15 protein-coding genes are annotated in these 18,303 nt (G+C 70.1%); 10 read left to right on the top strand and 5 right to left on the bottom strand.

Annotated features, from left to right (window positions below; genetic code table 11):
• Window positions 1-88 precede the first annotated feature (88 nt).
• The 3 genes from ACFFJC_RS00355 to ACFFJC_RS00345 all read left to right on the top strand — a co-directional run bounded on the left by ACFFJC_RS00355 (window position 89) and on the right by ACFFJC_RS00345 (window position 1,838).
• Window positions 89-706: a DNA-3-methyladenine glycosylase family protein gene (locus tag ACFFJC_RS00355; RefSeq protein ID WP_379485587.1), complete on the top strand. Its 618-nt coding sequence runs from the start codon at window positions 89-91 to the stop codon at window positions 704-706.
• A 215-nt stretch (window positions 707-921) separates the two neighbouring features.
• Window positions 922-1,200 carry a hypothetical protein gene (locus tag ACFFJC_RS00350; RefSeq protein WP_379485586.1) on the top strand — a complete coding sequence of 93 codons (279 nt, stop codon included), beginning with the start codon at window positions 922-924 and terminating at the stop codon, window positions 1,198-1,200.
• Between the two features lie 197 nt (window positions 1,201-1,397).
• Window positions 1,398-1,838 (top strand): hypothetical protein, encoded by a 441-nt coding sequence (locus tag ACFFJC_RS00345; RefSeq protein WP_379485585.1) that lies wholly within the window; start codon window positions 1,398-1,400, stop codon window positions 1,836-1,838.
• Between the two features lie 163 nt (window positions 1,839-2,001).
• Here ACFFJC_RS00345 and ACFFJC_RS00340 read toward each other — a convergent pair whose 3' ends face one another.
• Window positions 2,002-2,292 (bottom strand): 4a-hydroxytetrahydrobiopterin dehydratase, encoded by a 291-nt coding sequence (locus ACFFJC_RS00340; RefSeq protein WP_379485584.1) that lies wholly within the window; start codon window positions 2,290-2,292, stop codon window positions 2,002-2,004.
• Window positions 2,293-2,339: 47 nt separating this feature from the next.
• Here ACFFJC_RS00340 and ccmA point away from each other — a divergent pair, with 47 nt between their 5' ends.
• From ccmA to ACFFJC_RS00315, 5 genes are all read left to right on the top strand, one after another.
• Entirely contained in the window at window positions 2,340-2,918 is a 579-nt protein-coding gene (gene ccmA, locus ACFFJC_RS00335; protein ID WP_379485583.1) for a heme ABC exporter ATP-binding protein CcmA, read from the top strand.
• The gene (locus ACFFJC_RS00330; RefSeq protein ID WP_379485582.1) at window positions 2,915-3,571 is read left to right on the top strand and encodes a heme exporter protein CcmB; all 657 of its coding nucleotides are present in this window, start codon (window positions 2,915-2,917) and stop codon (window positions 3,569-3,571) included. Before ccmA ends, ACFFJC_RS00330 begins: the two co-directional genes overlap by 4 nt.
• 130 nt (window positions 3,572-3,701) lie before the next feature.
• Complete coding sequence (locus ACFFJC_RS00325) at window positions 3,702-4,829, top strand: sulfotransferase family protein (RefSeq protein WP_379485581.1); 1,128 nt, start codon at window positions 3,702-3,704, stop codon at window positions 4,827-4,829.
• A gap of 35 nt (window positions 4,830-4,864) precedes the next feature.
• On the top strand, window positions 4,865-5,485 hold the full coding sequence (locus ACFFJC_RS00320; protein ID WP_379485580.1) for a carboxymuconolactone decarboxylase family protein: 621 nt from the start codon (window positions 4,865-4,867) through the stop codon (window positions 5,483-5,485).
• A 379-nt stretch (window positions 5,486-5,864) separates the two neighbouring features.
• Window positions 5,865-6,308, top strand: a complete 444-nt coding sequence (locus tag ACFFJC_RS00315; protein WP_379485579.1) for a hypothetical protein — start codon at window positions 5,865-5,867, stop codon at window positions 6,306-6,308.
• Window positions 6,309-6,457: 149 nt separating this feature from the next.
• Here ACFFJC_RS00315 and ACFFJC_RS00310 read toward each other — a convergent pair whose 3' ends face one another.
• The 3 genes from ACFFJC_RS00310 to ACFFJC_RS00300 form a co-directional block, all read right to left on the bottom strand.
• Window positions 6,458-7,342, bottom strand: coding sequence for a transglutaminase family protein (locus ACFFJC_RS00310; protein WP_379485578.1), 885 nt, complete (start codon window positions 7,340-7,342; stop codon window positions 6,458-6,460).
• Window positions 7,339-9,804, bottom strand: a complete 2,466-nt coding sequence (locus tag ACFFJC_RS00305; protein ID WP_379485577.1) for a circularly permuted type 2 ATP-grasp protein — start codon at window positions 9,802-9,804, stop codon at window positions 7,339-7,341. The genes ACFFJC_RS00310 and ACFFJC_RS00305 overlap by 4 nt, the downstream gene beginning before the upstream one ends.
• A gap of 105 nt (window positions 9,805-9,909) precedes the next feature.
• Complete coding sequence (locus ACFFJC_RS00300; RefSeq protein ID WP_379485576.1) at window positions 9,910-13,278, bottom strand: transglutaminase family protein; 3,369 nt, start codon at window positions 13,276-13,278, stop codon at window positions 9,910-9,912.
• A gap of 132 nt (window positions 13,279-13,410) precedes the next feature.
• Between ACFFJC_RS00300 and ACFFJC_RS00295 the strand changes: the two genes are divergently transcribed.
• Both ACFFJC_RS00295 and ACFFJC_RS00290 read left to right on the top strand, forming a co-directional pair.
• Window positions 13,411-15,618 carry an RNA degradosome polyphosphate kinase gene (locus ACFFJC_RS00295; protein ID WP_379485575.1) on the top strand — a complete coding sequence of 736 codons (2,208 nt, stop codon included), beginning with the start codon at window positions 13,411-13,413 and terminating at the stop codon, window positions 15,616-15,618.
• Between the two features lie 102 nt (window positions 15,619-15,720).
• On the top strand, window positions 15,721-17,214 hold the full coding sequence (locus ACFFJC_RS00290; RefSeq protein WP_379485574.1) for a Ppx/GppA phosphatase family protein: 1,494 nt from the start codon (window positions 15,721-15,723) through the stop codon (window positions 17,212-17,214).
• Window positions 17,215-17,261: 47 nt separating this feature from the next.
• Here the strand turns inward: ACFFJC_RS00290 and virB11 are convergent, their stop codons facing one another.
• A complete protein-coding gene (gene virB11, locus ACFFJC_RS00285; protein ID WP_379485573.1) occupies window positions 17,262-18,299 on the bottom strand; it encodes a P-type DNA transfer ATPase VirB11 in 1,038 nt (345 codons plus the stop codon).
• Window positions 18,300-18,303: the final 4 nt, after the last annotated feature.

The raw sequence follows: 18,303 nt of genomic DNA, 5'->3' as shown, positions 1-18,303 counted from the left end.
GATACACCCTGTATCATAATGCGCTGGTATGCGCACTTGCCGCAGGCTGCTAAAGGCTGCAACCCTCTTTTGCAAGGTAGCCGAAACCATGGGCCTGACCGCCGACCAACTCCGCCTCGGGCTCGACGCCATCGCCCGCACCGAGCCGGCCATCGCCCGCGCGATCGCGCGGGTCGGCTACCCCGAGCCGCGCATCCGGCCGACCGGCTATGCCACCCTGCTGCGCACGATCGTCGGCCAGCAGGTGAGCGTCGCCGCCGCCGCTTCGGTCTGGGCCCGGCTGGAGGCGCTGCTGGGCGAGGCGATCGCGCCCGAGGCCCTGCTCGCCACCGAGTTCGAGGCGCTGCGCGGCTGCGGTCTCTCGCGCCAGAAGCAGGGCTACGCGCGCTCGCTGTGCGAGCTGGTGGTGGCCGGCAGCCTCGACTTCGACAACCTCCCCGCCGACGACGAGGCGGCCATCGCCCAGCTGGTCCAGATCAAGGGCATCGGCCGCTGGTCTGCGGAGATCTACCTCCTCTTCGCCGAGGGCCGCCCGGACATCTGGCCCGCCGGCGACCTCGCCGTCCAGGCCGGCCTGCACAAGCTCCTCGACCTCGCGGAACGCCCCAGCGAAAAGCGCACCCGCGACCTCGCGGAGCCCTGGCGCCCCCACCGCGGCGCGGCGGCGATCTTCACCTGGCACTGCTACAACAACCCGGCGTTGTGAGGGCGGGCGGGGGGCGTTGTGGGGTTTGCAGGATGGTGGCGAGCTTTGGCATGGTGGCGGGCTTGGGCCGATAGGCGACTGTCGCGTAACCGCTGGGAAACGGGCGATAGCTGCTCGTCTGCTGTGCGGAGAAGCTCATGACGGTAGGATAAATAATCTGCCGGTCGGCCACCGCCCCGTTGTGAACATCAGGTCTAAGTGTCATCACTCTTCCGATGAACGACGTGAATGCAGTTCTGGCCGAAGCTAAATGCTGGCTCGCCGAGCAGCCAAATGCGCTGGAAGGTTCCGCGACTTGGTATGGCTTCAATAATTTTCGCAAGTTTATCGCATCGATAGATGCTGATCCATCGCCATCAGGTATTGAGCGAGCTTGCCATGCATTGGGTTGGCACATCGGCGACCAGTGGGGCGGTTACGACGAACTGCCAATTATTGCGCAATTCAACGACCGCTTTAGGCAGATTTCGAAGGTAAGGCGGCAAACCCCATAAGTCCGCTACCCACCCATCGCAGTCGCGGCGGCCGTCGTTTCGGGCGGCCTGAAACCGGTCCGGCTGCTGTTCGCTGTGGCTCGTGCCGTGGACCGCCTGGAATGGCTATCAGGGGTGGATTTCAGACGGTCGGCTTTTGAACCGCTGATGCGTAAAGCGGACATTGCCACAGACATCAGATTGTGGATGTATGCTGCATGGCTGCTGAATTATGGATCAATGAAAACACGGGCGAGATGCGCATCGGCGATCTCGCGCTATTGCAACCTTATCAGATGAAAGGCTCGATAGAGCCACTGGTAATTGGTTTGCTCGAAGGCTCGCGAGATTATGGCAATGGCTTTGAGTGGCTTTACCTCGGCGGCCTGACGTTCGGCGGGCTACCTGCTCGGCTCTCAATATGTTTCCATAACCGTCGCCTTGAACAAGCATCATGGAGTGTTCGGTTGCCGGATGCACCGACGGAAGCCGGTTGGCCGACGCGGGAAGCCATCGACAGCGAGTTGTCGTTCGTTCGCGAAACATTGGTTCGGGACATGAATATCCATGCGGGGCAGAAACCTTGGGGTGAGGTGTGGAGCAGCTTTGACGCTAAAGGCTTTATGGCAGCTAACGGGCTTCGCTACACCGAGGCATAGTGACCGTTTCTGGTCGGCGGCGTACCGTCCGCTTTTCCGTTGTCCGATAGGGCGCTGATCCCAGTCGAATGACCGCTTCCGGGAAATCTTAATGAGCCGGTGAACGGCGTAGATGGGCGCAAAGCCGCCGCCCCCGGGGCCGAACGCTCTCCCAACCCTCCCCTCAAACCACCCCCTCGATGAACCGCGCCATCGCCACGTCGCGCTGGCTGAGGCCGTCGGCGTCGTGGGTGGTCAGCGTCACGCGCACGGTGTTGTAGACGTTGAACCACTCGGGGTGGTGGTCGGCCTTCTCGGCGTAGATCGCGACGCGGGTCATGAAGCCGAAGGCGGCGTTGAAGTCGGCGAACTTCAGGTCCGCCTCCAGCGCCAAGCCGTCGGCGCGCAAGCTCCAGCGCGGCAGTTCGGCGAGGGCGGCGTCAAGTTCGGCGTCGGTCAGGCGGGCGATGGGCATCCGGGTCTCCTTGGCAGGTCCCTGCCTTTCCCCTAAGGCTCGCGCCCATGCAAGGGGCCGCAATCGCCGCAACCGACCTCGCGTGCCGACGCGGCGACAGGCTCCTGTTCGCGCGCCTCTCGGTCGCGCTCGGTGCGGGCGAGGCGCTGCAGGTGGTCGGCCACAACGGGATCGGCAAGTCGAGCCTGCTGCGCATCCTGGCCGGGCTGGCGCCGGCCTATGCCGGCACGGTGACCGCCGAGGGCGCGGTCGGCCTGCTCGACGAGCGGCCGGCGCTCGATCCGGCATTGCCGCTCGGGCGCGCGCTGGCATTCTGGCGGCGGCTGGACGGGCACGATGGCGACGCGGCGCGGCGGCTCGGGCTGGACGGGCTGCTCGACGTGCCGGTGCGCTATCTCTCGACCGGGCAGAAGAAGCGCGCCGCGTTCGCCCGGCTGCTGGGGCAGGCGGCGCCGATCTGGCTGCTCGACGAGCCGCTCAACGGGCTGGACGGCCAGGCGGTCGCGCTGGCCGAGGCCCTGGCGGCGGAGCACTGCGCCCGCGGCGGGGTGGCGGTGATCGCCTCGCACCAGCCGTTCCGCCTGCCGGGCCTACGCCCGCTGGTCCTGGCGGAGCACGCCGCATGAGCCGCGCCGCCGCCCTGCTGCGCCGCGACCTCGCGCGGCTGCTGCTGGCCGGGCGCGGCGGCGGGGCGCTGCTGCCGGTGCTGTTCTTCCTGTGCGTCGCGATCCTCTACCCCTTCGCGGTCGGCCCCGATGCGCCGTTGCTGGCACGCACCGGGGGCGGGGTGATCTGGGTGGCCGCGCTGCTCGCCGCGATCCTTCCGCTCGACCGCCTGGTGGAGCCGGACATCGAACTCGGCATGTTCGACCAGTGGAGCCTGCGCGGCATCTCGGAGGAGCTGGTCATCGCCGTGCGCGTGCTCGCCCACTGGCTGGGCTTCGGGCCGCCGCTGATGCTGGCCGCCCTGCCTGCCTCGGCGCTGCTGGGGCTGGACGGGGCGACGCTGCGCACGGTGGAGCTGGGCCTGCTGGCGGGGACCCCCGGGCTCGCCGCGCTGGGGGTCACGGTGGCGGCGCTGACCGCCGGGCTGCGCGGGGGCGCGGCGCTGTCGGGGCTGCTGGTGATCCCGATGGCGGTGCCGGTGCTGATCTTCGGCGCCGGGAGCCTCGGTACGGGGGGCGCGAGCGGGCTGGCGCTGACCGCCGCCGCCAGCCTGGTGCTGATCGCCATCGCGCCGTTCGCCGGCGCCGCCGCGGTGCGCGCCGCGCGCGGCTGAGGCCTGAGGGCTGAGGGCTGCGGGCTAAGGGCTCGGGGCTGAGGGCGAAATCGCCGCGGCGTTTGGCCCCTCCCCCGGCGGCGCGCATAGTGCCGGAACGGACCGGAGATGCCGGACGGGGAGGAACGCCATGGAACAACCCAGCGCGCTGATGGCCGCCGCGCAGTCGGCGACCGGGCTCAGCGACTTCGGCGAGGACGGCTTTCGCGAGGGGCTGGAGCGCCTCGTCGCCGCCCTCAATACCGAGGCGCGGCTCAATGCGCTGGGCGAGCACGCCCTGCGCGACCGCATCCTCCTCCACTTGCGCCAGAGGCTGATGGTCGAGGACTGGTACGCGCGCCATCCGGAGATCGAGGAGGAGCGGATCGCGGCGCCGCTGTTCGGCGTCAGCCTGCCCCGCACCGGCTCCTCGGCGCTGTCCTACCTGCTGTCGAGCGACCCCGGGGTGCGCTACCTGCGCGTCTGGGAAAGCTCGCAGCCCTGCCCGCCGCCGGCGACAGTGCAAGGGCCGGACCCGCGCCGCGGCGTGGCGGCCAGTGCCGCCGACGAGAGCCTGCGGGGCGGGAACCGGACTCCCACCGGGATCGACGGCGCGATGGAGTGCCAGGACCTCATGGCGCTCGACTTCCACAGCCAGATCTTCCAGGCCTTCGCCCAGATCCCCAGCTACTCCGAGTGGCTGCTGGAGGCCGACCACGCCGGAACGTACCGCTACGAGAAGCGCGTGCTCAAGCTGCTGCAGTGGGGGGAGCCGGCGCGGCCCTGGCGGCTCAAGGCGCCCACGCACATGCTCTACCTGGACGCGCTGGACGCGGCCTTTCCCGACGCGCGCTTCGTGATGACGCACCGCGATCCCACCGACGTCATGCTCTCGGTGGCGACGGTCTATGCCGACATCATCGGCAAGTTCACCGACCACGTGGACACCGCCTATATCGGCGAGCTCAACGTGCGCTGCTGGTCCGAGGCGATGGCGCGCGCGATCGCCTTCCGCGAGGCGGGGAACGACCACCGCTTCTTCGACATCCACTTCCGCGCCATGCAGCAGGATCCGCTCGGCCAGGTGCGGCGGCTCTACGACTGGCTGGGCGAGCCGGTCTCGCCCGCCTTCGCCCAGGCCATGGCGCAGTGGTGGGACAGCAACGCCTCCGCGGAACGCATGGCCAAGCCCGACCCGGCGCGCTTCGGGCTCGAGGACGGCGCGGTGCGCGCGCGCTTTGCCGACTACCTGCGGCACATGGACCGCTGGGCGGCCTGAACCCCTTTCATCTCCAGACGAGGACTCACACGACAATGGCCGAACCGATCACCGGCAGGTACGAATTCGACGCGGAGGCACGCGTGGCCCAGACGGTCGCGCACGGGCCGCGCTATGCGCCGCTGCGGCTGGAGGAGGTCAGCCCCGAGGGGCAGGAGCAGGTGGACGTGATCCGCGCCGCCTTCTCGATCCCCGAAAGCCGGCCCTTCCCCGACGTCAGCCTCATCACGCTGCGCCATCCCGGCATGTTCAAGGGGCAGATGGTGCTGGGCATCGAGCTGGCCAAGGGCGCGATCCCGCCCCGCGAGCGCGAGCTGGCCATCCTGCGCATCGCCCTCCTCGCCCGCGCCCCGTTCGAGTGGTGCGAGCACGTCGACATCGGCAAGGCGTTCGGCCTCACCGGCGAGGAGATCGAGCGGGTGGTCGAGGGCTCGTCGGCGCCCGGATGGAGCGCGCACGAATCGGCGGTGCTGCGCGGGGTCGAGGAACTGCTCGCCGACCACTGCATGAGCGATGCCACCTGGGACGCGCTCGCGCAGAGCTGGGACGAGAAGCAGATGCTGGAGTTCCCCTTGCTGGTGGGCTCGTATTTGATGACGGCGCTGCAACAGAACTCGCTCAAGATCCAACCCAAGGGCGGCTTCGACTATCGGTGATTCCCGCCGGGGACAGGCTTGTGGATAAGCCGGCAAAACCCGGCATGACCTGATGATACGAGAGGCCGGGCCGCAAGGTTTTCGGCCTCTTTCGTCATCTGCAGCGCGGGGCGGGCAGGCGCACGGCCGATTTGTGGGCGCTGGAAAAGCTCGCTGGATGAGGCGCTTGGCCGCGTCCTGCGCTCTTCCCCCCGCGTGCGGGAAAAAATGGCCGGGGCGGGCAAGGCAAGGAGCCGCCCCGGCCAAGTTCACAGGATGGGAGAAACGCCCCATGACAAGCGTTCCTCCGGGCTTGGTGCAGGCTTGACGAGAGGAGCAAGCCGCGCAACAGTAGCTAATGATAATCATTCGCACGTGCAAGCCCTAAGGAGTCACCGGCATGTACAAGTACGTCGACCGCCCTTTGAGCACCCTCGACGAAGGCTGCCGGTTCCTCGTCTGGTCGATGCGGGCCTGGGTGACGGCCATCGGGCACAAGCGCTGCCCGGCGCAGCTTCTCGCCCCCGCATTCGCCCGCTGGCGCATGATCGGGGGGCTGCAGCCCTTCCACCGCGCCATGATGCTGCTCAACCGCGATGCGCTCGAGACCCTGGCGTTCTGCCCGATGGGCTGCAGCCACGTTTCCGAGCACGAGGCGGTGATCCTGGAACTGATCACCTCGCTGCGCGACCGCGGTCCCCAGGCGACTCGCGAGACGCTGGAGCTGGTCGTGACCGAGGACAGCGTGGGCGACATGCTGGAGACGCTGTCGCGAATCGGCTCCGCACTGGCGATCGCCGGCATCTTCCCCGGCGAGCCGGTCGCCAGCCAGGGCCGCGGCTGACCCGCTTTCCCACGCGCGAGGCTCGCATGCTTCGACAGGCTCAGCATGGGCGGTGTGGGGCGGAGCGCAGGTTCCGTCCTATGCCCGCGCTTCCGTCCTGCTTGGCCTGAGCTTGTCGAAGGCCCAGCGCCGCCCTCACACGTCTTCGCTCAGTCTAGCGGCGCGACGTCTACCGAGAAGAACATGGCCTGCTCGGCGGCACCGCGGAACGTGCCGTCGAGCGGCGCCACATCGGCGTAGTCGCGCCCCATGCCGAGGAAGATGTGGTCGGTGTCCGCCAGTGTGTCGTTGGTGGGATCGAAGCCGATCCAGCCCAGTTCCTCGCCGCACCACAGGTTGACCCAGGCATGCATCGCGTCGGTGCCGACCAGCCGCTCGCGTCCGGGCGGGGGCAGCGTGCGCAAATATCCGCTGACGTAGGCCGCCGGGATGCCGTGCGCGCGCGCGGCGATGATCATGACATGGCTGAAGTCCTGGCACACCCCACGGCGGCGCCGGAACACCTCCGCGGGCGGTGTATCCGTCTCCGTCGCATCGGCATCGAAGGCGAACTCGTCGTGGATGGCGGACATCAGCGCGCGCCCAGCCTCCATCACCGGCATCGTCTCGTCCAGGAACGAGCCCGCCCAGGCGGCGATGGCGGGCTCGGGCTGCGCGATCGGCGAGGCGAAGATGTACGAGGCGGGCGCCAGGTCCGACAGGTCGGGCTTGCGCATCGCCCGCTCGCGCAAGTCGGCGAGGCCCGGCCCGCCAGCGCCCTCGACGAAGAACGGCAGCGGTTCCACCTCCACGGTGAACCGGCTTTCGATCTGCACCTGCTGCGTGGGCGCGCGCAGCGCGAACCGCGCCTCGTTGACGTGGTAGCCGCCCCGGCCCTGCGCCACCTGCGCCGGCTGCGGGTCGAGGCTGAGCCGGTAGCCGCTGACCGTCTGCCCGGTCCAGGCGGCGGGGCGCAGCCGCACGTTGAACTGCGCCATGCTGACCGGCTGGGCGTACTTGAGCGTCGTGATGTGGCTGACCGAGTAGCGCGTCACATCAGCCTCGCGCGCCGTTCCGCATCCTCGCTGTCGAGCGGAAGGAAGTAGCGCGCGGAGATGGCATCCGAGAGCGCCAGCAGCCTGTCCTCGATCGCTTCCAGCCGGCGCGGCGTCATGTCCGCGGCCGCCGCGGCCTGCAACTCGCCCAGCAGGGCGCGCGCGGCCCGCAGCGGCGGCTCCGGCACATTGTCGTCGCGCAGCGCCGGCAGCGCCGCCAGATGGGCGACGATCTGGGCCACCTGGAACGCCAGGGCACGCGGGTTCTCGGGATCGAGCAGCACCAGGTCGCGCACCGGATCGGCGGAGGGGCGCGTCAGGTAGCGGCTGCGGTAGACGATCTGGCTGTCGCACAAGTCCAGCAGCAGGGCGAGCCCCCCTTCCTCCTCGCCCACCGTCAAGCGCCGCGCCATGCGGCAGATCGCCTGCGCGCGCTCCAGCCGCTGCCCCATCTCGAGGAAGCGCCAAGCGTCGGAGCGCACCATGTTCTCCGAGATAAGCCCGGCCAGCGCGCTGAAGTGCTCGGTCAGCCAGCGCGCGCTGCTCAGCATCGACTGCGGGCGGTCGACCGCGATCGAGGGCATCGGCCGGCTCACGATGCGCCAGAAGTCGCGGGCGAAGCGCTCGCGCAGCGCCATGCCCACTTGCTGGCGGCGGCGCATGAGCGTGGCGACTCCGCTCGGCAGGCGCGTCTCGGTGAGCGCGCGGGCGCAGATCTTCGCGACCGAGAGCCGGGCGGTCTCGGCCGAGATCGCTCCCGATTCGACCAGCAGGCCTCCCAGCCGGGGCAGCACGCCGCCGTCGCTGCCGTCGCTGTCGGCCGGGTTGGCGAGGATGGCGCGCACGATGCGCACCATCGCCTCGGCCCGCTCGTTGTAGCGGCCGAACCAGAACAGGTTGTCCGCCGCCTGGCTCGCCAGGATGCCGCCCCCGCGCGAGATCGGCGGTTCGCCGGCGATGCGGCTGGCCTGCTGCTGCACCGGTGGCTTCTCGTCCACCACCCACAGGTCGGCGGAGAGGTCGCCCGGGCCCATCAGCGAGGTCGGCAGCGCGTTGGTCGAAGAGAGGCGCGCGAAGCCGCCGGGCATCACCGTCCAGCCGCCGTCCGCGGTGCGGGCGACGAAGGCGCGCACGGTGAACGGCCGGGGGACGATCCTGCCGTCGATGATGGCAGGCGCGGTGGAGAGGCGGACAATCTCCTGCCCGCAGTAGTCCATCGGCCGGCGCCACAGCGCGTCGATCAGCCGCGCCCGCTCCGCCGCGTCGAGGCCGGCGCCGGCGACCGGCTCGCGGCTCTCCAGCCCCTCGACCCGCTGCCCGAAGGCCGGCACCACCGCCAGCTCGTCCAGCCGGGCGGCGACGGTGGAACTCTCGGCCGCCTGCCCGCACCACCACGTCGCGACATTGGGAAAGATCGGCGGCTCGCCCAGCATGACCCGGCAGAGCCGCGGCAGGAAGGCCGCGAAGGAGGGCGATTCGAGCACTTCGACGCCGGGCCAGTTGACCATCTCCACCCCCCCATCCGCCCAGGCGTCGAACAGGTTGGCGACGCCCAGCTGCGAGCGCGCGTCGAAGGAGAGCGGGTCCAGCGCCGTGGTGTCGATCCAGCGCCACAGCGCATCGACGCGCTTGGGCCCGGCGATGGTGCCGATGGTGAGGCGGCCGTCGAGCACGGTGAGGTCGCGCCCCTCCACCAGCGGCAGGCCGAGATAGCGCGCCAGGTGGGCCTGCTCGGCGTAAGTCTGGTTGAAGCGGCCCGGGGTCAACAGGGCGATGCGCGGGTTCTCGCGCCGGCAGCTGGCGGCGATCCCGGCGCGCATGTGCGAGAAGAAGTCCGCCAGCCGCCGCGCGTGCGCGTCCGCCAGCAGGTTGCCGACGGCGCGCGACATCGCCAGCCGGTTCTCCAGCGCGTAGCCGATGCCGCCGGCGGCGCGAACCCGGTCCTGCAGCACCCGCCACTGGCCGCCGGGACCGCGCGCGAGATCGGCGGCGTAGACGTGGATGAAGCGTCCGCCCGGCGGGGTGCGGCCGATCATCTTGCGCGCGAAGAAGGGGCTGCCGGCCACCACCGCGGCGGGAAGGTGGCCGTCGCGCACCAGCGTCTGCTCGCCGTAGACGTCCGCCGCCACCGCTTCGAGCAGCTCGGCGCGCTGGACCAGCCCGCGCTCGACCCGCGCCCATTCGTCGGCCCCGACGATCAGCGGCATGGCATCGAGCGGCCAGGCGCGCTCGTCCTCGTCGCCCGTCAGGCGGAAGGCGAGCCCGAGGTCCGCGGCGTGCCGGGCCGTTGCCTCCTGAAGCGTGGAGGGATCGCCGTCGGTCGCGGCGGCAAGACCGGCGGCGACCTTGCGCCAGCAGGCGGCGACCGGGCGGCTGGCATCGCCGAACAGGTCCCCGCGCGAAGCCTCGGCCGCATAGCCGTCCAGCCACCCGGAGGAAGTGGCGAGTTCGGGGTCGGTCACCGCGCACCTCGCGCGGGCGCCACGGCACGGACGTGGCCCGGCCCTTCGCCCCGCCCGGTCATGGGTCGGCGACGAGCAGCAAAGACGAACGCCTGGATCATCGCGCTACAATAGCCGCGACGGCCGCCTCAGGTCGAGCGTGTAGGGAAATTCGCTGGGCAACTCCTCGGACGGCCGCTCCAGCGGGCCGGGCGAATGGCCGTAGTCCTGGAAACGGGCCTTGCGCCGGGCTTCCGCCTCGTAGCCGTTCACCGGCACGGTGTCGTAGTTGCGCCCGCCCGGATGCGCCACCTGGTAGACGCAGCCGCCCAGCGACCGGCCGTTCCACAGGTCGTAGATGTCGAAGGTGAGCGGGGCATGCGGCGCCAGCATCGGGTGCAGGCTCTCCGCCGGCCACCACGCCTTGTAGCGCACGCCGCCCACCCCCTCGCCCGGCGCGGTGGTGGTCAGCGGAACCCGGCGGCCGTTGCAGGTGATGACGTGGCGTCCCTCGACGAGGCCGCTGGCCTTGACCTGCAGCCGCTCGGTCGAGCTGTCGACGTAGCGCACGGTGCCGCCGATCGCGCCCGTTTCGCCCAGCACGTTCCACGGCTCCAGCGCGTGGCTGACCTCCAGCGTGACGCCGCCCCCCGCAACCTCGCCGTGGACGGGGAAGCGGAACATGCGCTGCGCCTCGAACCAGGCAGGATCGAACGCGTAGCCCGCGCGCCCGAGGTCTTCGAGGACGTCGAGAAAGTCGGCCCAGACGTAGTGGCCCAGCATGAAGCGGTCGTGCAACTGGGTCCCCCAGCGCACCAGCGGGCCTTCCACCGGCTCGCGCCAGAACCAGGCGGTCAGCGCGCGCAGCAGCAGTTGCTGGGCGCAGCTCATCCGCGGCTCGGGCGGCATCTCGAAGCCCCGGAACTCGACCAGGCCCAGCCGGCCGGTGGGCCCGTCGGGGCTGAACAGCTTGTCGATGCAGATCTCGGTGCGGTGGGTATTGCCGGTCACGTCGACCAGCAGGTTGCGGAACAGGCGATCTACCACCCAGGGCGCGGGCTGTTCCAGGTGCGGGCCGGGGACCTGCGCCAGCGCGATCTCCAGTTCGTAGAGCGAATCGTGCCGCGCCTCGTCGATGCGCGGCGCCTGGCTGGTGGGGCCGATGAACAGGCCCGAGAACAGGTAGCTGAGCGAGGGGTGGCGCTGCCAGTAGACCACGAAGCTTTTGAGCAGGTCCGGCCGGCGGATGAACGGGCTGTCGAGCAGCGTCGGTCCGCCCAGCACGATGTGATTGCCGCCGCCGGTGCCGATCGAGCGGCCATCGACCATGAACTTGTCCGCGGTCAGCCCCACCTCGCGCGCGCAGTCGTAGAGCGTCTCGGTGATCTCCACCGTCTCGCGCCACGTGGCGGAGGGGTGGATGTTGACCTCGATCACGCCGGGATCGGGCGTCACCTTGAGCACCATCAGCCGCGGGTCGGGCGGCGGCGCGTAGCCTTCGATCCGCACCGGGAGCTGCAGTTCCTCGGCCACCACCTCGATCGCGGCGACGAGTTCGAGGTAGTCCTCCAGCGCTTCGGTGGGCGGGATGAACACCGCGAGGTAGTCGCCGCGAGGCTCGACCGTCAGCGCCGTGCGGACAGCGCCTTCGATGAGGTCCTGCTCGACCACGGGATCGCTGAAGGTGCGCGGCTCGGGCACGCTCTCGGAGCGCTGGGCCGTGCCGACTTCCCGCCCCTGGTTGCCGCGCTCGATCGCCTGCCGGCGGAAGTCGGCCAGCGGCTCGCGGGGCTCGGCGGTGTCGCGCGGGTGGACGTAGGGGAAATCGGCCGGCGGCACGTAGGGCAGTGAGCCGAGCGGCAGGCGGTAGCCCAGTGCGGAATCGCCCGGCACCGCGGTCAGCACCCCCTTGCGCACCCGCCAGAACTCGCTGCGCCAGCGTGGCACCGCATCGACGCGATCGTTCCAGCGCTGGACCGGCAGCACGAAGCCCACCGGCTTGTCGATGCCGCGGCGGTAGGTGCGGCGGAACCGGCGCGCCAGTTCCTCGTCCTCGATGCTGGGGTCCATCGGGGTGGTGTTCACCGGCAACTCGTCCTCGCGCAGCATCCACACGCCGCGGTCCTCGTAGACCGGCTGCACGAAGTCGCCGTCGACCCCGAGGCTCCGCGCCGTCGCCGTCAGCAGCCTGGCGGCGGAGAGGACGTCCATGCCGGGCACCGGATCGGGATCGCCGCCCTTCTCCAGCGGCTTCTCCCCGGCGACCAGGCGATCGTCGCGCCAGATCGGCACGCCGTCCTTGCGCCAGTAGATCGAGATGCCCCAGCGCGGCAGCGTCTCGCCCGGATACCATTTGCCCTGCCCGTGGTGGAGCAGCGAGCCGGGCGCGAACTTGCGCCGCAGCAGCCGGATCAGCCGGTCGGCATAGGCCGCCTTCGTGGGGCCCACGGCGGCGCCGTTCCACTCGTCTGCCTCGAAGTCGTCGGCGGCGATGAAGGTCGGCTCGCCGCCCATCGTCAGGTTGACGCCGTCCGCCTGCAGGTCCGCATCGACCGCGTCGCCGAGGGCGAGCAGGCTCTCCCAGCGCGCATCGGTGAACGGCTTGGTGATCCGCACCGCCTCGGCGATGCGGCTGACGCTCATCGCGAAGTCGAAGTCGACCTCGGCGGGCTCGGCCAGTCCTTCGATCGGCGTGGCCGAACGGTAGTGGGGCGTCGCGCAAAGCGGGATGTGCCCTTCGCCTGCGAACATGCCCGAGGTCGCGTCGAGCGCGATCCACCCGGCCCCGGGCACGTAGGCCTCGGCCCACGCGTGGAGGTCGGTCACGTCCTGCAGCACGCCGACGGGCCCCTCCTTGGGCAGCACATCGGCGACGAGCTGGATCGAGTACCCGGAGACGAAGCGCGCCGCGAAGCCGAGCCGGCGCAGCAGCTGCACCAGCAGCCAGGCGGAATCGCGACACGATCCGGTGCCTGCCGCCAGCGTCTCCTCCGGCGTCATCACGCCCGCCTCCATGCGGATGACGTAGCCGATGCGCTGCTGCAGGCGGCGGTTGACCTCGACCAGGAAGTCCACCGTTCGGCCCTCGTAGCCGGCGTATTCGGCCACGAGGGCATCGAACAGGGGACCCTGCTCCTCCAGGTCGAAGTAGGCCGAAAGGTCCGTCTTCAGTGTGTCCGGATAGGTGAAGGGGTACTCCTCCGCATCCGGCTCGACGAAGAAGTCGAACGGGTTGATGACCGCCAGCTCGGCCAGCAGGTCGACCTCGATGGAGAAGTGATCGACCGGGTCGGGAAACACCACGCGCGCCAGCCAGTTGCCGTGCGGGTCCTGCTGCCAGTTCAGGAAGTGCTCGGGCGGGCTGATCTTGAGCGAATAGTTGGGCACCGCCGTCCGGCTGTGCGGCGCCGGCCGCAGCCTTATGACCTGGGGGCCGAGACGAACGCGTCGCGAGTAGCGGTAGCGGGTGAGATGGTGGAGAGCGGCCTTGATCATCGCGGGCGAGTGTGCGCGAAAGGTTGCTGCACTGCAACGACGTTCGACGCGGCGCGAGGCGCGGTCCTGTCGCGGCCTGGCACGGATTTCCGATGGCTTTTCGCGCTGTTGCCGCGAATGTGTCATCATGGCATGCAAGAGGCCCTCCGGGTGAATGCGATGGACATGCTGCAAGCAAGCGAAGAACCGAACCCCAGCGGCGACGGCACCGAGGCATCCGAGCTCGGAAGCCAACCCCAGCGCTACTTCAACCGCGAGCTGAGCTGGCTGGCCTTCAACGAGCGCGTGCTGGCCGAGGCCTGCAATCCCGACTACCCCCTGATCGAGCGGCTGCGGTTCCTCTCAATCTCGGGCAGCAACATCGACGAGTTCCTGATGGTCCGCGTCGCCGGCCTCGCCGCGCAGGTGCGCCGCCAGATCGAGGAAGTCTCGATCGACGGGCTGACGCCCTCGCAGGCGATCGCCGTCACGCACGAGAAGGTGCTCGAGCTCGAGGACATCCAGCAGAAGACCTGGGCCGCGCTGAAGGTCCAGCTGGCCGAGGCCGGCATCACCGTGATCGGCGAAGAGGACCGCCTCGATCGCGAGCGCGAGCGCTGGCTGCGCCAGTACTTCATCGACGACGTCATGCCGGTCATCACCCCGCAGGCGATCGACCCCGCGCACCCCTTCCCCTTCGTCGCCAACCAGGGCATCGGCGTGCTCTTCTCGCTCACCCGGCTGGCCGACCAGGCCTCGGTGATGGAGATGGTGCTGATCCCCTCGCCGCTCCCCCGCTTCGTGCGGATCCCGGGCGCCGAAGCGATGTGGATCTCGATCGAGGACCTGATCTGCCGCAACACGGCGGAGCTGTTCCCCGGCTTCCGCTTCAACGGGCACGGCGTGTTCCGCATCCTGCGCGACAGCGACATCGAAGTCGAGGAAGACGCCGAAGACCTCGTCCGCTACTTCCGCACCGCGATCCAGCGACGCCGGCGCGGGCGCGTGATCGTCCTCCAGCTCCAGGGCCGGTTCGACCCCGCGGCCGAGGAGCTGCTGCGCACGCAGCTCGGCCTCGACAAGTCGCTCATCATGAAGACCGCGGGGATCATCGGCTTCTCGGGCCTCGCGACGATCTGCGACGAGGACCGGCCCGAGCTGAAGTTCGAGCCCTACAGCCCGCGCTATCCCGAACGCATCCTGGAGCACGACGGCGACATCTTCGCCGCGATCCGCGAGAAGGACATCGTCGTCCAGCACCCCTACGAGAGCTTCGAGGTGGTGATCGACTTCCTGCGCCAGGCCGCGCGCGACCCCGACGTGGTGGCGATCAAGCAGACGCTCTACCGCGCCGGCAAGCAGTCCGCCATCATCTCGGCGCTGATCGCCGCCGCCGAGCAGGGCAAGTCCGTCACCGCGGTGGTCGAGCTCAAGGCCCGCTTCGACGAGGAGCAGAACCTGCTCTGGGCCAGCCAGCTGGAGCGGGCCGGCGTCCAGGTGATCTACGGCTTCGTCGACTGGAAGACCCACGCCAAGGTCTCGATGGTGGTGCGCCGCGAGGGCGAGTCCTACCGCACCTACTGCCACTTCGGCACGGGCAACTACCACCCGTTCACCGCCCGCATCTACACCGACCTGTCCTATTTCACCGCCGACCCGGCGGCGGGGCGCGACGTCGGCCGCCTGTTCAACTTCATCACCGGCTATGTCGAGCCCACCGGCGCGGAGATCCTCTCGATCTCGCCGATCTCGCTGCGCTCGACGCTGAACGAGTGCATCGACGCGGAGATCGCCAACGCCGTCGCCGGCAAACCCGCGGCGATCTGGGCCAAGCTCAACTCGCTGACCGACCCGGACCTGATCGACCGCCTCTACGCCGCCAGCAATGCCGGAGTGGACATCGAGCTGGTGGTGCGCGGCATCTGCTGCCTGCGGCCCGGCATCCCCGGCCTCTCCGCGAACATCGCGGTCAAGTCGATCATCGGCCGCTTCCTGGAGCATGCGCGGATCTGGGCCTTCGCCAACGGCGCGCACATGCCCAACCGGCGGGCCAAGGTGTTCATCACCTCGGCCGATGGGATGAGCCGCAACCTCGACCGTCGCGTCGAGGTGATGCTGCCGATCCGCAACAAGACGGTGCACGACCAGGTGCTCGACCAGGTCATGCTGGCGAACCTGCTCGATTCCGAGCAGTCCTGGGACCTCGCCCCGGACGGCAGCTACGACCGGGTGGGCGAAGTGGAGAACCCCTTCAACCTTCACCGCTACTTCATGACCAATCCCTCTCTGTCCGGCCGCGGGGCCTCACTCGACAGTGGACGAAAGGTGCCCAAGCTCTCGCTCCGGCGGGGCAACATCTGACATAGGGCGGTGGCACGAAGCGGTGAGCACCGTCCTCCCCGCCAAACGCTCCGGTGGTCGCCTCCGCCGGAACATCCGTCCCTTGCGAACGTCTTGAGCAGAATGATCGGCATCAGCCAGTCCAGCGAAAATCGCGCCATCATCGACATCGGCTCGAACACGGTGCGCCTCGTCGTCTACAACGGCCCACCGCGTGCGCCTGCGGTCATCCTGAACGAGAAGGTCAACGCCAAGCTCGGCAAGGACCTGGGCCGCACCGGCGCGATTGGCGAGAAGTCGATGCGCACGGCGCTGGCGGCACTCGCCCGCTTCGCCGCGCTGCTGCGGCTGCTGAAGGTCAGCGACGTCGAATGCGTCGCCACGGCGGCGGCGCGTGACGCGGCGAACGGGCCGGAGTTCCTCGAAGCGGTGCGCGGATTCGGCCTGTCGCCGCGCCTGCTCTCGGGAGAAGAGGAAGCGCGGGCGAGCGCCACGGGCGTGATCGCCGCTTTCCCCGGCGCCCGCGGGATCGCAGCGGACCTCGGCGGCGGGAGCCTGGAGCTCGTCGAGATCGACGACGCGGTGCCCGGCGGCATCTGCTCGGGCGGCATCACCCTGCCCTTCGGCACGCTGCGCCTGCCGGACATGCGCGCGCTCGGCACGCAGAAGTTCGCCGCCGCCGTGCGCGCGGGCCTCACCGCCCGGGGCTGGACCCGTGGCGAGGGGCTGCCGCTCTACATCGTCGGCGGTTCGTGGCGCGCGCTGGCGCTGCAGGCGATGCGCGCGCTCGACTGGCCGGTGGACGACCCGCACGGCTTCGTGCTGGACCCCGAGGAGGCGCTGCGCATCGCCCGCCAGTTCGAGAAGGGGCGCATCGACAACCCGGACCCGCGCATCTCCGCCGCCCGCATCGCCAGCCTGCCCGATGCGGCGGCGCTGCTGGTGCAGATGGTCACGCAGCTGCGCCCCTCCGCCCTGGTGTTCTCCTCCTGGGGGCTTCGCGAAGGCCTGCTGCACATGCAGCTCCCGCCCGAAGTGCAGCGCGAGAGCCCGATGCTGGCCAGCGTGGCCGCCTTCGCCAAGACCGCGAGCGTCTCGGCCGAGCATGCCGAGCACGTCGTCGCCTGGACCGCGCCGGTCTGCCGCGAGGACCCGGGCGACGCCGACCTGCACACGGCCGCCTGCCTGCTCTCGCTCGCCGCGATGCGGACCGAGCCGAACCTGCGCACCGAGGAGGCGCTCACCTGGGCGCTGCGCAAGCGCTGGGTGGGCCTCGACATGCGCGGGCGCGGCATGATGGCGATGACCATCTTCGCGAACTCGGGCCAGACCGACATCCCCGCCCCCTTCACGCGCCTCGCGCGAAAGGCGGACCTCGAGCGCGCGATCGGCTGGGGTCTCGCGGTGCGCCTGTGCCGCCGCCTCACCGGCTGCTCGGAACAGGGCCTGCGCACCACCGGCGTCGCGATCCGCGGCGACGCGCTGGTGCTGACGCTGCACGAAAGCGCGCAGCCGCTGTTCAGCCCGGGCATTGCCAAGGACCTTCACCAGCTGGCCGCATGGCTCGGCCTCGAGCCGCGGCTGGAGAGCCCCGCGGGGCAACTGCTGGAGCTCTGAGGGCAACGGCGCGCGGGGGAAGCGGGTTGTCGCTTCCCCCGCGCCGATCACACCAGCGTCCGGGTCTCAGCGATGGTCGCGATGCCGCGCTTGCCGCCGTGGCGGTCGAGCTGGACCACGATGTCGATCACCGATGCGGCATATTCGAGCGTCTCGGCGCGGGTCAGGCCGATCCCGGTCTGCATCGACATCAGCGCGATCTGCTCCAGCGCGCCGCGCGGCGTGTTGGCGTGGACGGTCGAGAACGAACCGGGGTGCCCGGTGTTGATGGCGCGCAGGAAGCTGACCGTCTCGGTGCCGCGCAGCTCGCCCAGCACGATCCGGTCGGGGCGCAGGCGCAATGCGGCCTGCAGCAGGTCGTTGGCGGAAACCTTGGCTTCGCCCAGCTCGCCCTTGACGGCGATCAGGCCGACCCCGTTGGCGCCCGGCAGGCGCAGCTCGGCGGTGTCCTCGACCAGCACCACGCGCTCGTGCTCCGGGATCTCCGAAAGCATGGCGTTGAGGAAGGTCGTCTTGCCCGTCGAGGTGCCGCCCGAGATCAGGATCGTGCGGCGGCGCCGGATCGCATCGCGCAGGAAGGCGATCGGCTCGGCCAGCGCGTCGGGCGTCGGCTGCTCCACCGGAGGCGCGATCGGCCCGCGGTCGTAGGCGTCGAGCGGCAGCTCCAGCAGGCGGTGGCGGCGGATCGCCAGCGCCCAGTTGGCGCGCGTCGCCGGGGGACCGACGAGCTGGATGCGCGCGCCCGACTGGCCGCCATAGGCGGGCAGCGTCGCCGAGAGCAGCGGGTGCTCGCGGTTGATGCCCTGGTGGCTGATCCGCGCGACCTGCTCGGCCAGGCGCTGCAGCAGGCGGTTGTCCATCTGCGGCAGCTCGACCCGCTGCATGCCGGCCTGCGCGGCGTCCTCGACCCAGATCTCGCCGGGCCGGTTGACCAGGATCTCGGTCACCGTCTCGCGCTCGAGCCAGGGCCGCAGCGGCGCCAGGTAGGCGTCGAGGTAGACGCTGCGCGCCTCGGGCACCGGCGTCTCAGCCACGGGGGCGCGGTGTCCGGTACGATCCGGCTGCAAGGTGAGCACGTCTGCCATGATG

It is taken from the genome of Novosphingobium soli (genome assembly GCF_042432915.1).
In the GTDB taxonomy this organism is placed as follows: domain Bacteria; phylum Pseudomonadota; class Alphaproteobacteria; order Sphingomonadales; family Sphingomonadaceae; genus Novosphingobium; species Novosphingobium soli.
Note: the sequence above shows the minus strand (reverse complement) of the source record. Positions and strands in the feature narration are given on the sequence as shown.

What these genes read in the sequence shown, in the direction of transcription:
- ACFFJC_RS00315 (WP_379485579.1), top strand. Translation starts at nt 5,865, where the DNA reads ATGTACAAGTACGTCGACCGCCCTTTGAGCACCCTCGACGAAGGCTGC.
- ACFFJC_RS00340 (WP_379485584.1), bottom strand. Translation starts at nt 2,292, where the DNA reads ATGCCCATCGCCCGCCTGACCGACGCCGAACTTGACGCCGCCCTCGCC.
- virB11 (WP_379485573.1), bottom strand. Translation starts at nt 18,299, where the DNA reads ATGGCAGACGTGCTCACCTTGCAGCCGGATCGTACCGGACACCGCGCC.
- ACFFJC_RS00350 (WP_379485586.1), top strand. Translation starts at nt 922, where the DNA reads ATGAACGACGTGAATGCAGTTCTGGCCGAAGCTAAATGCTGGCTCGCC.
- ACFFJC_RS00320 (WP_379485580.1), top strand. Translation starts at nt 4,865, where the DNA reads ATGGCCGAACCGATCACCGGCAGGTACGAATTCGACGCGGAGGCACGC.
- ACFFJC_RS00330 (WP_379485582.1), top strand. Translation starts at nt 2,915, where the DNA reads ATGAGCCGCGCCGCCGCCCTGCTGCGCCGCGACCTCGCGCGGCTGCTG.
- ACFFJC_RS00290 (WP_379485574.1), top strand. Translation starts at nt 15,721, where the DNA reads ATGATCGGCATCAGCCAGTCCAGCGAAAATCGCGCCATCATCGACATC.
- ACFFJC_RS00300 (WP_379485576.1), bottom strand. Translation starts at nt 13,278, where the DNA reads ATGATCAAGGCCGCTCTCCACCATCTCACCCGCTACCGCTACTCGCGA.
- ACFFJC_RS00325 (WP_379485581.1), top strand. Translation starts at nt 3,702, where the DNA reads ATGGAACAACCCAGCGCGCTGATGGCCGCCGCGCAGTCGGCGACCGGG.
- ACFFJC_RS00355 (WP_379485587.1), top strand. Translation starts at nt 89, where the DNA reads ATGGGCCTGACCGCCGACCAACTCCGCCTCGGGCTCGACGCCATCGCC.
- ACFFJC_RS00295 (WP_379485575.1), top strand. Translation starts at nt 13,411, where the DNA reads ATGCAAGAGGCCCTCCGGGTGAATGCGATGGACATGCTGCAAGCAAGC.
- ACFFJC_RS00345 (WP_379485585.1), top strand. Translation starts at nt 1,398, where the DNA reads ATGGCTGCTGAATTATGGATCAATGAAAACACGGGCGAGATGCGCATC.
- ccmA (WP_379485583.1), top strand. Translation starts at nt 2,340, where the DNA reads ATGCAAGGGGCCGCAATCGCCGCAACCGACCTCGCGTGCCGACGCGGC.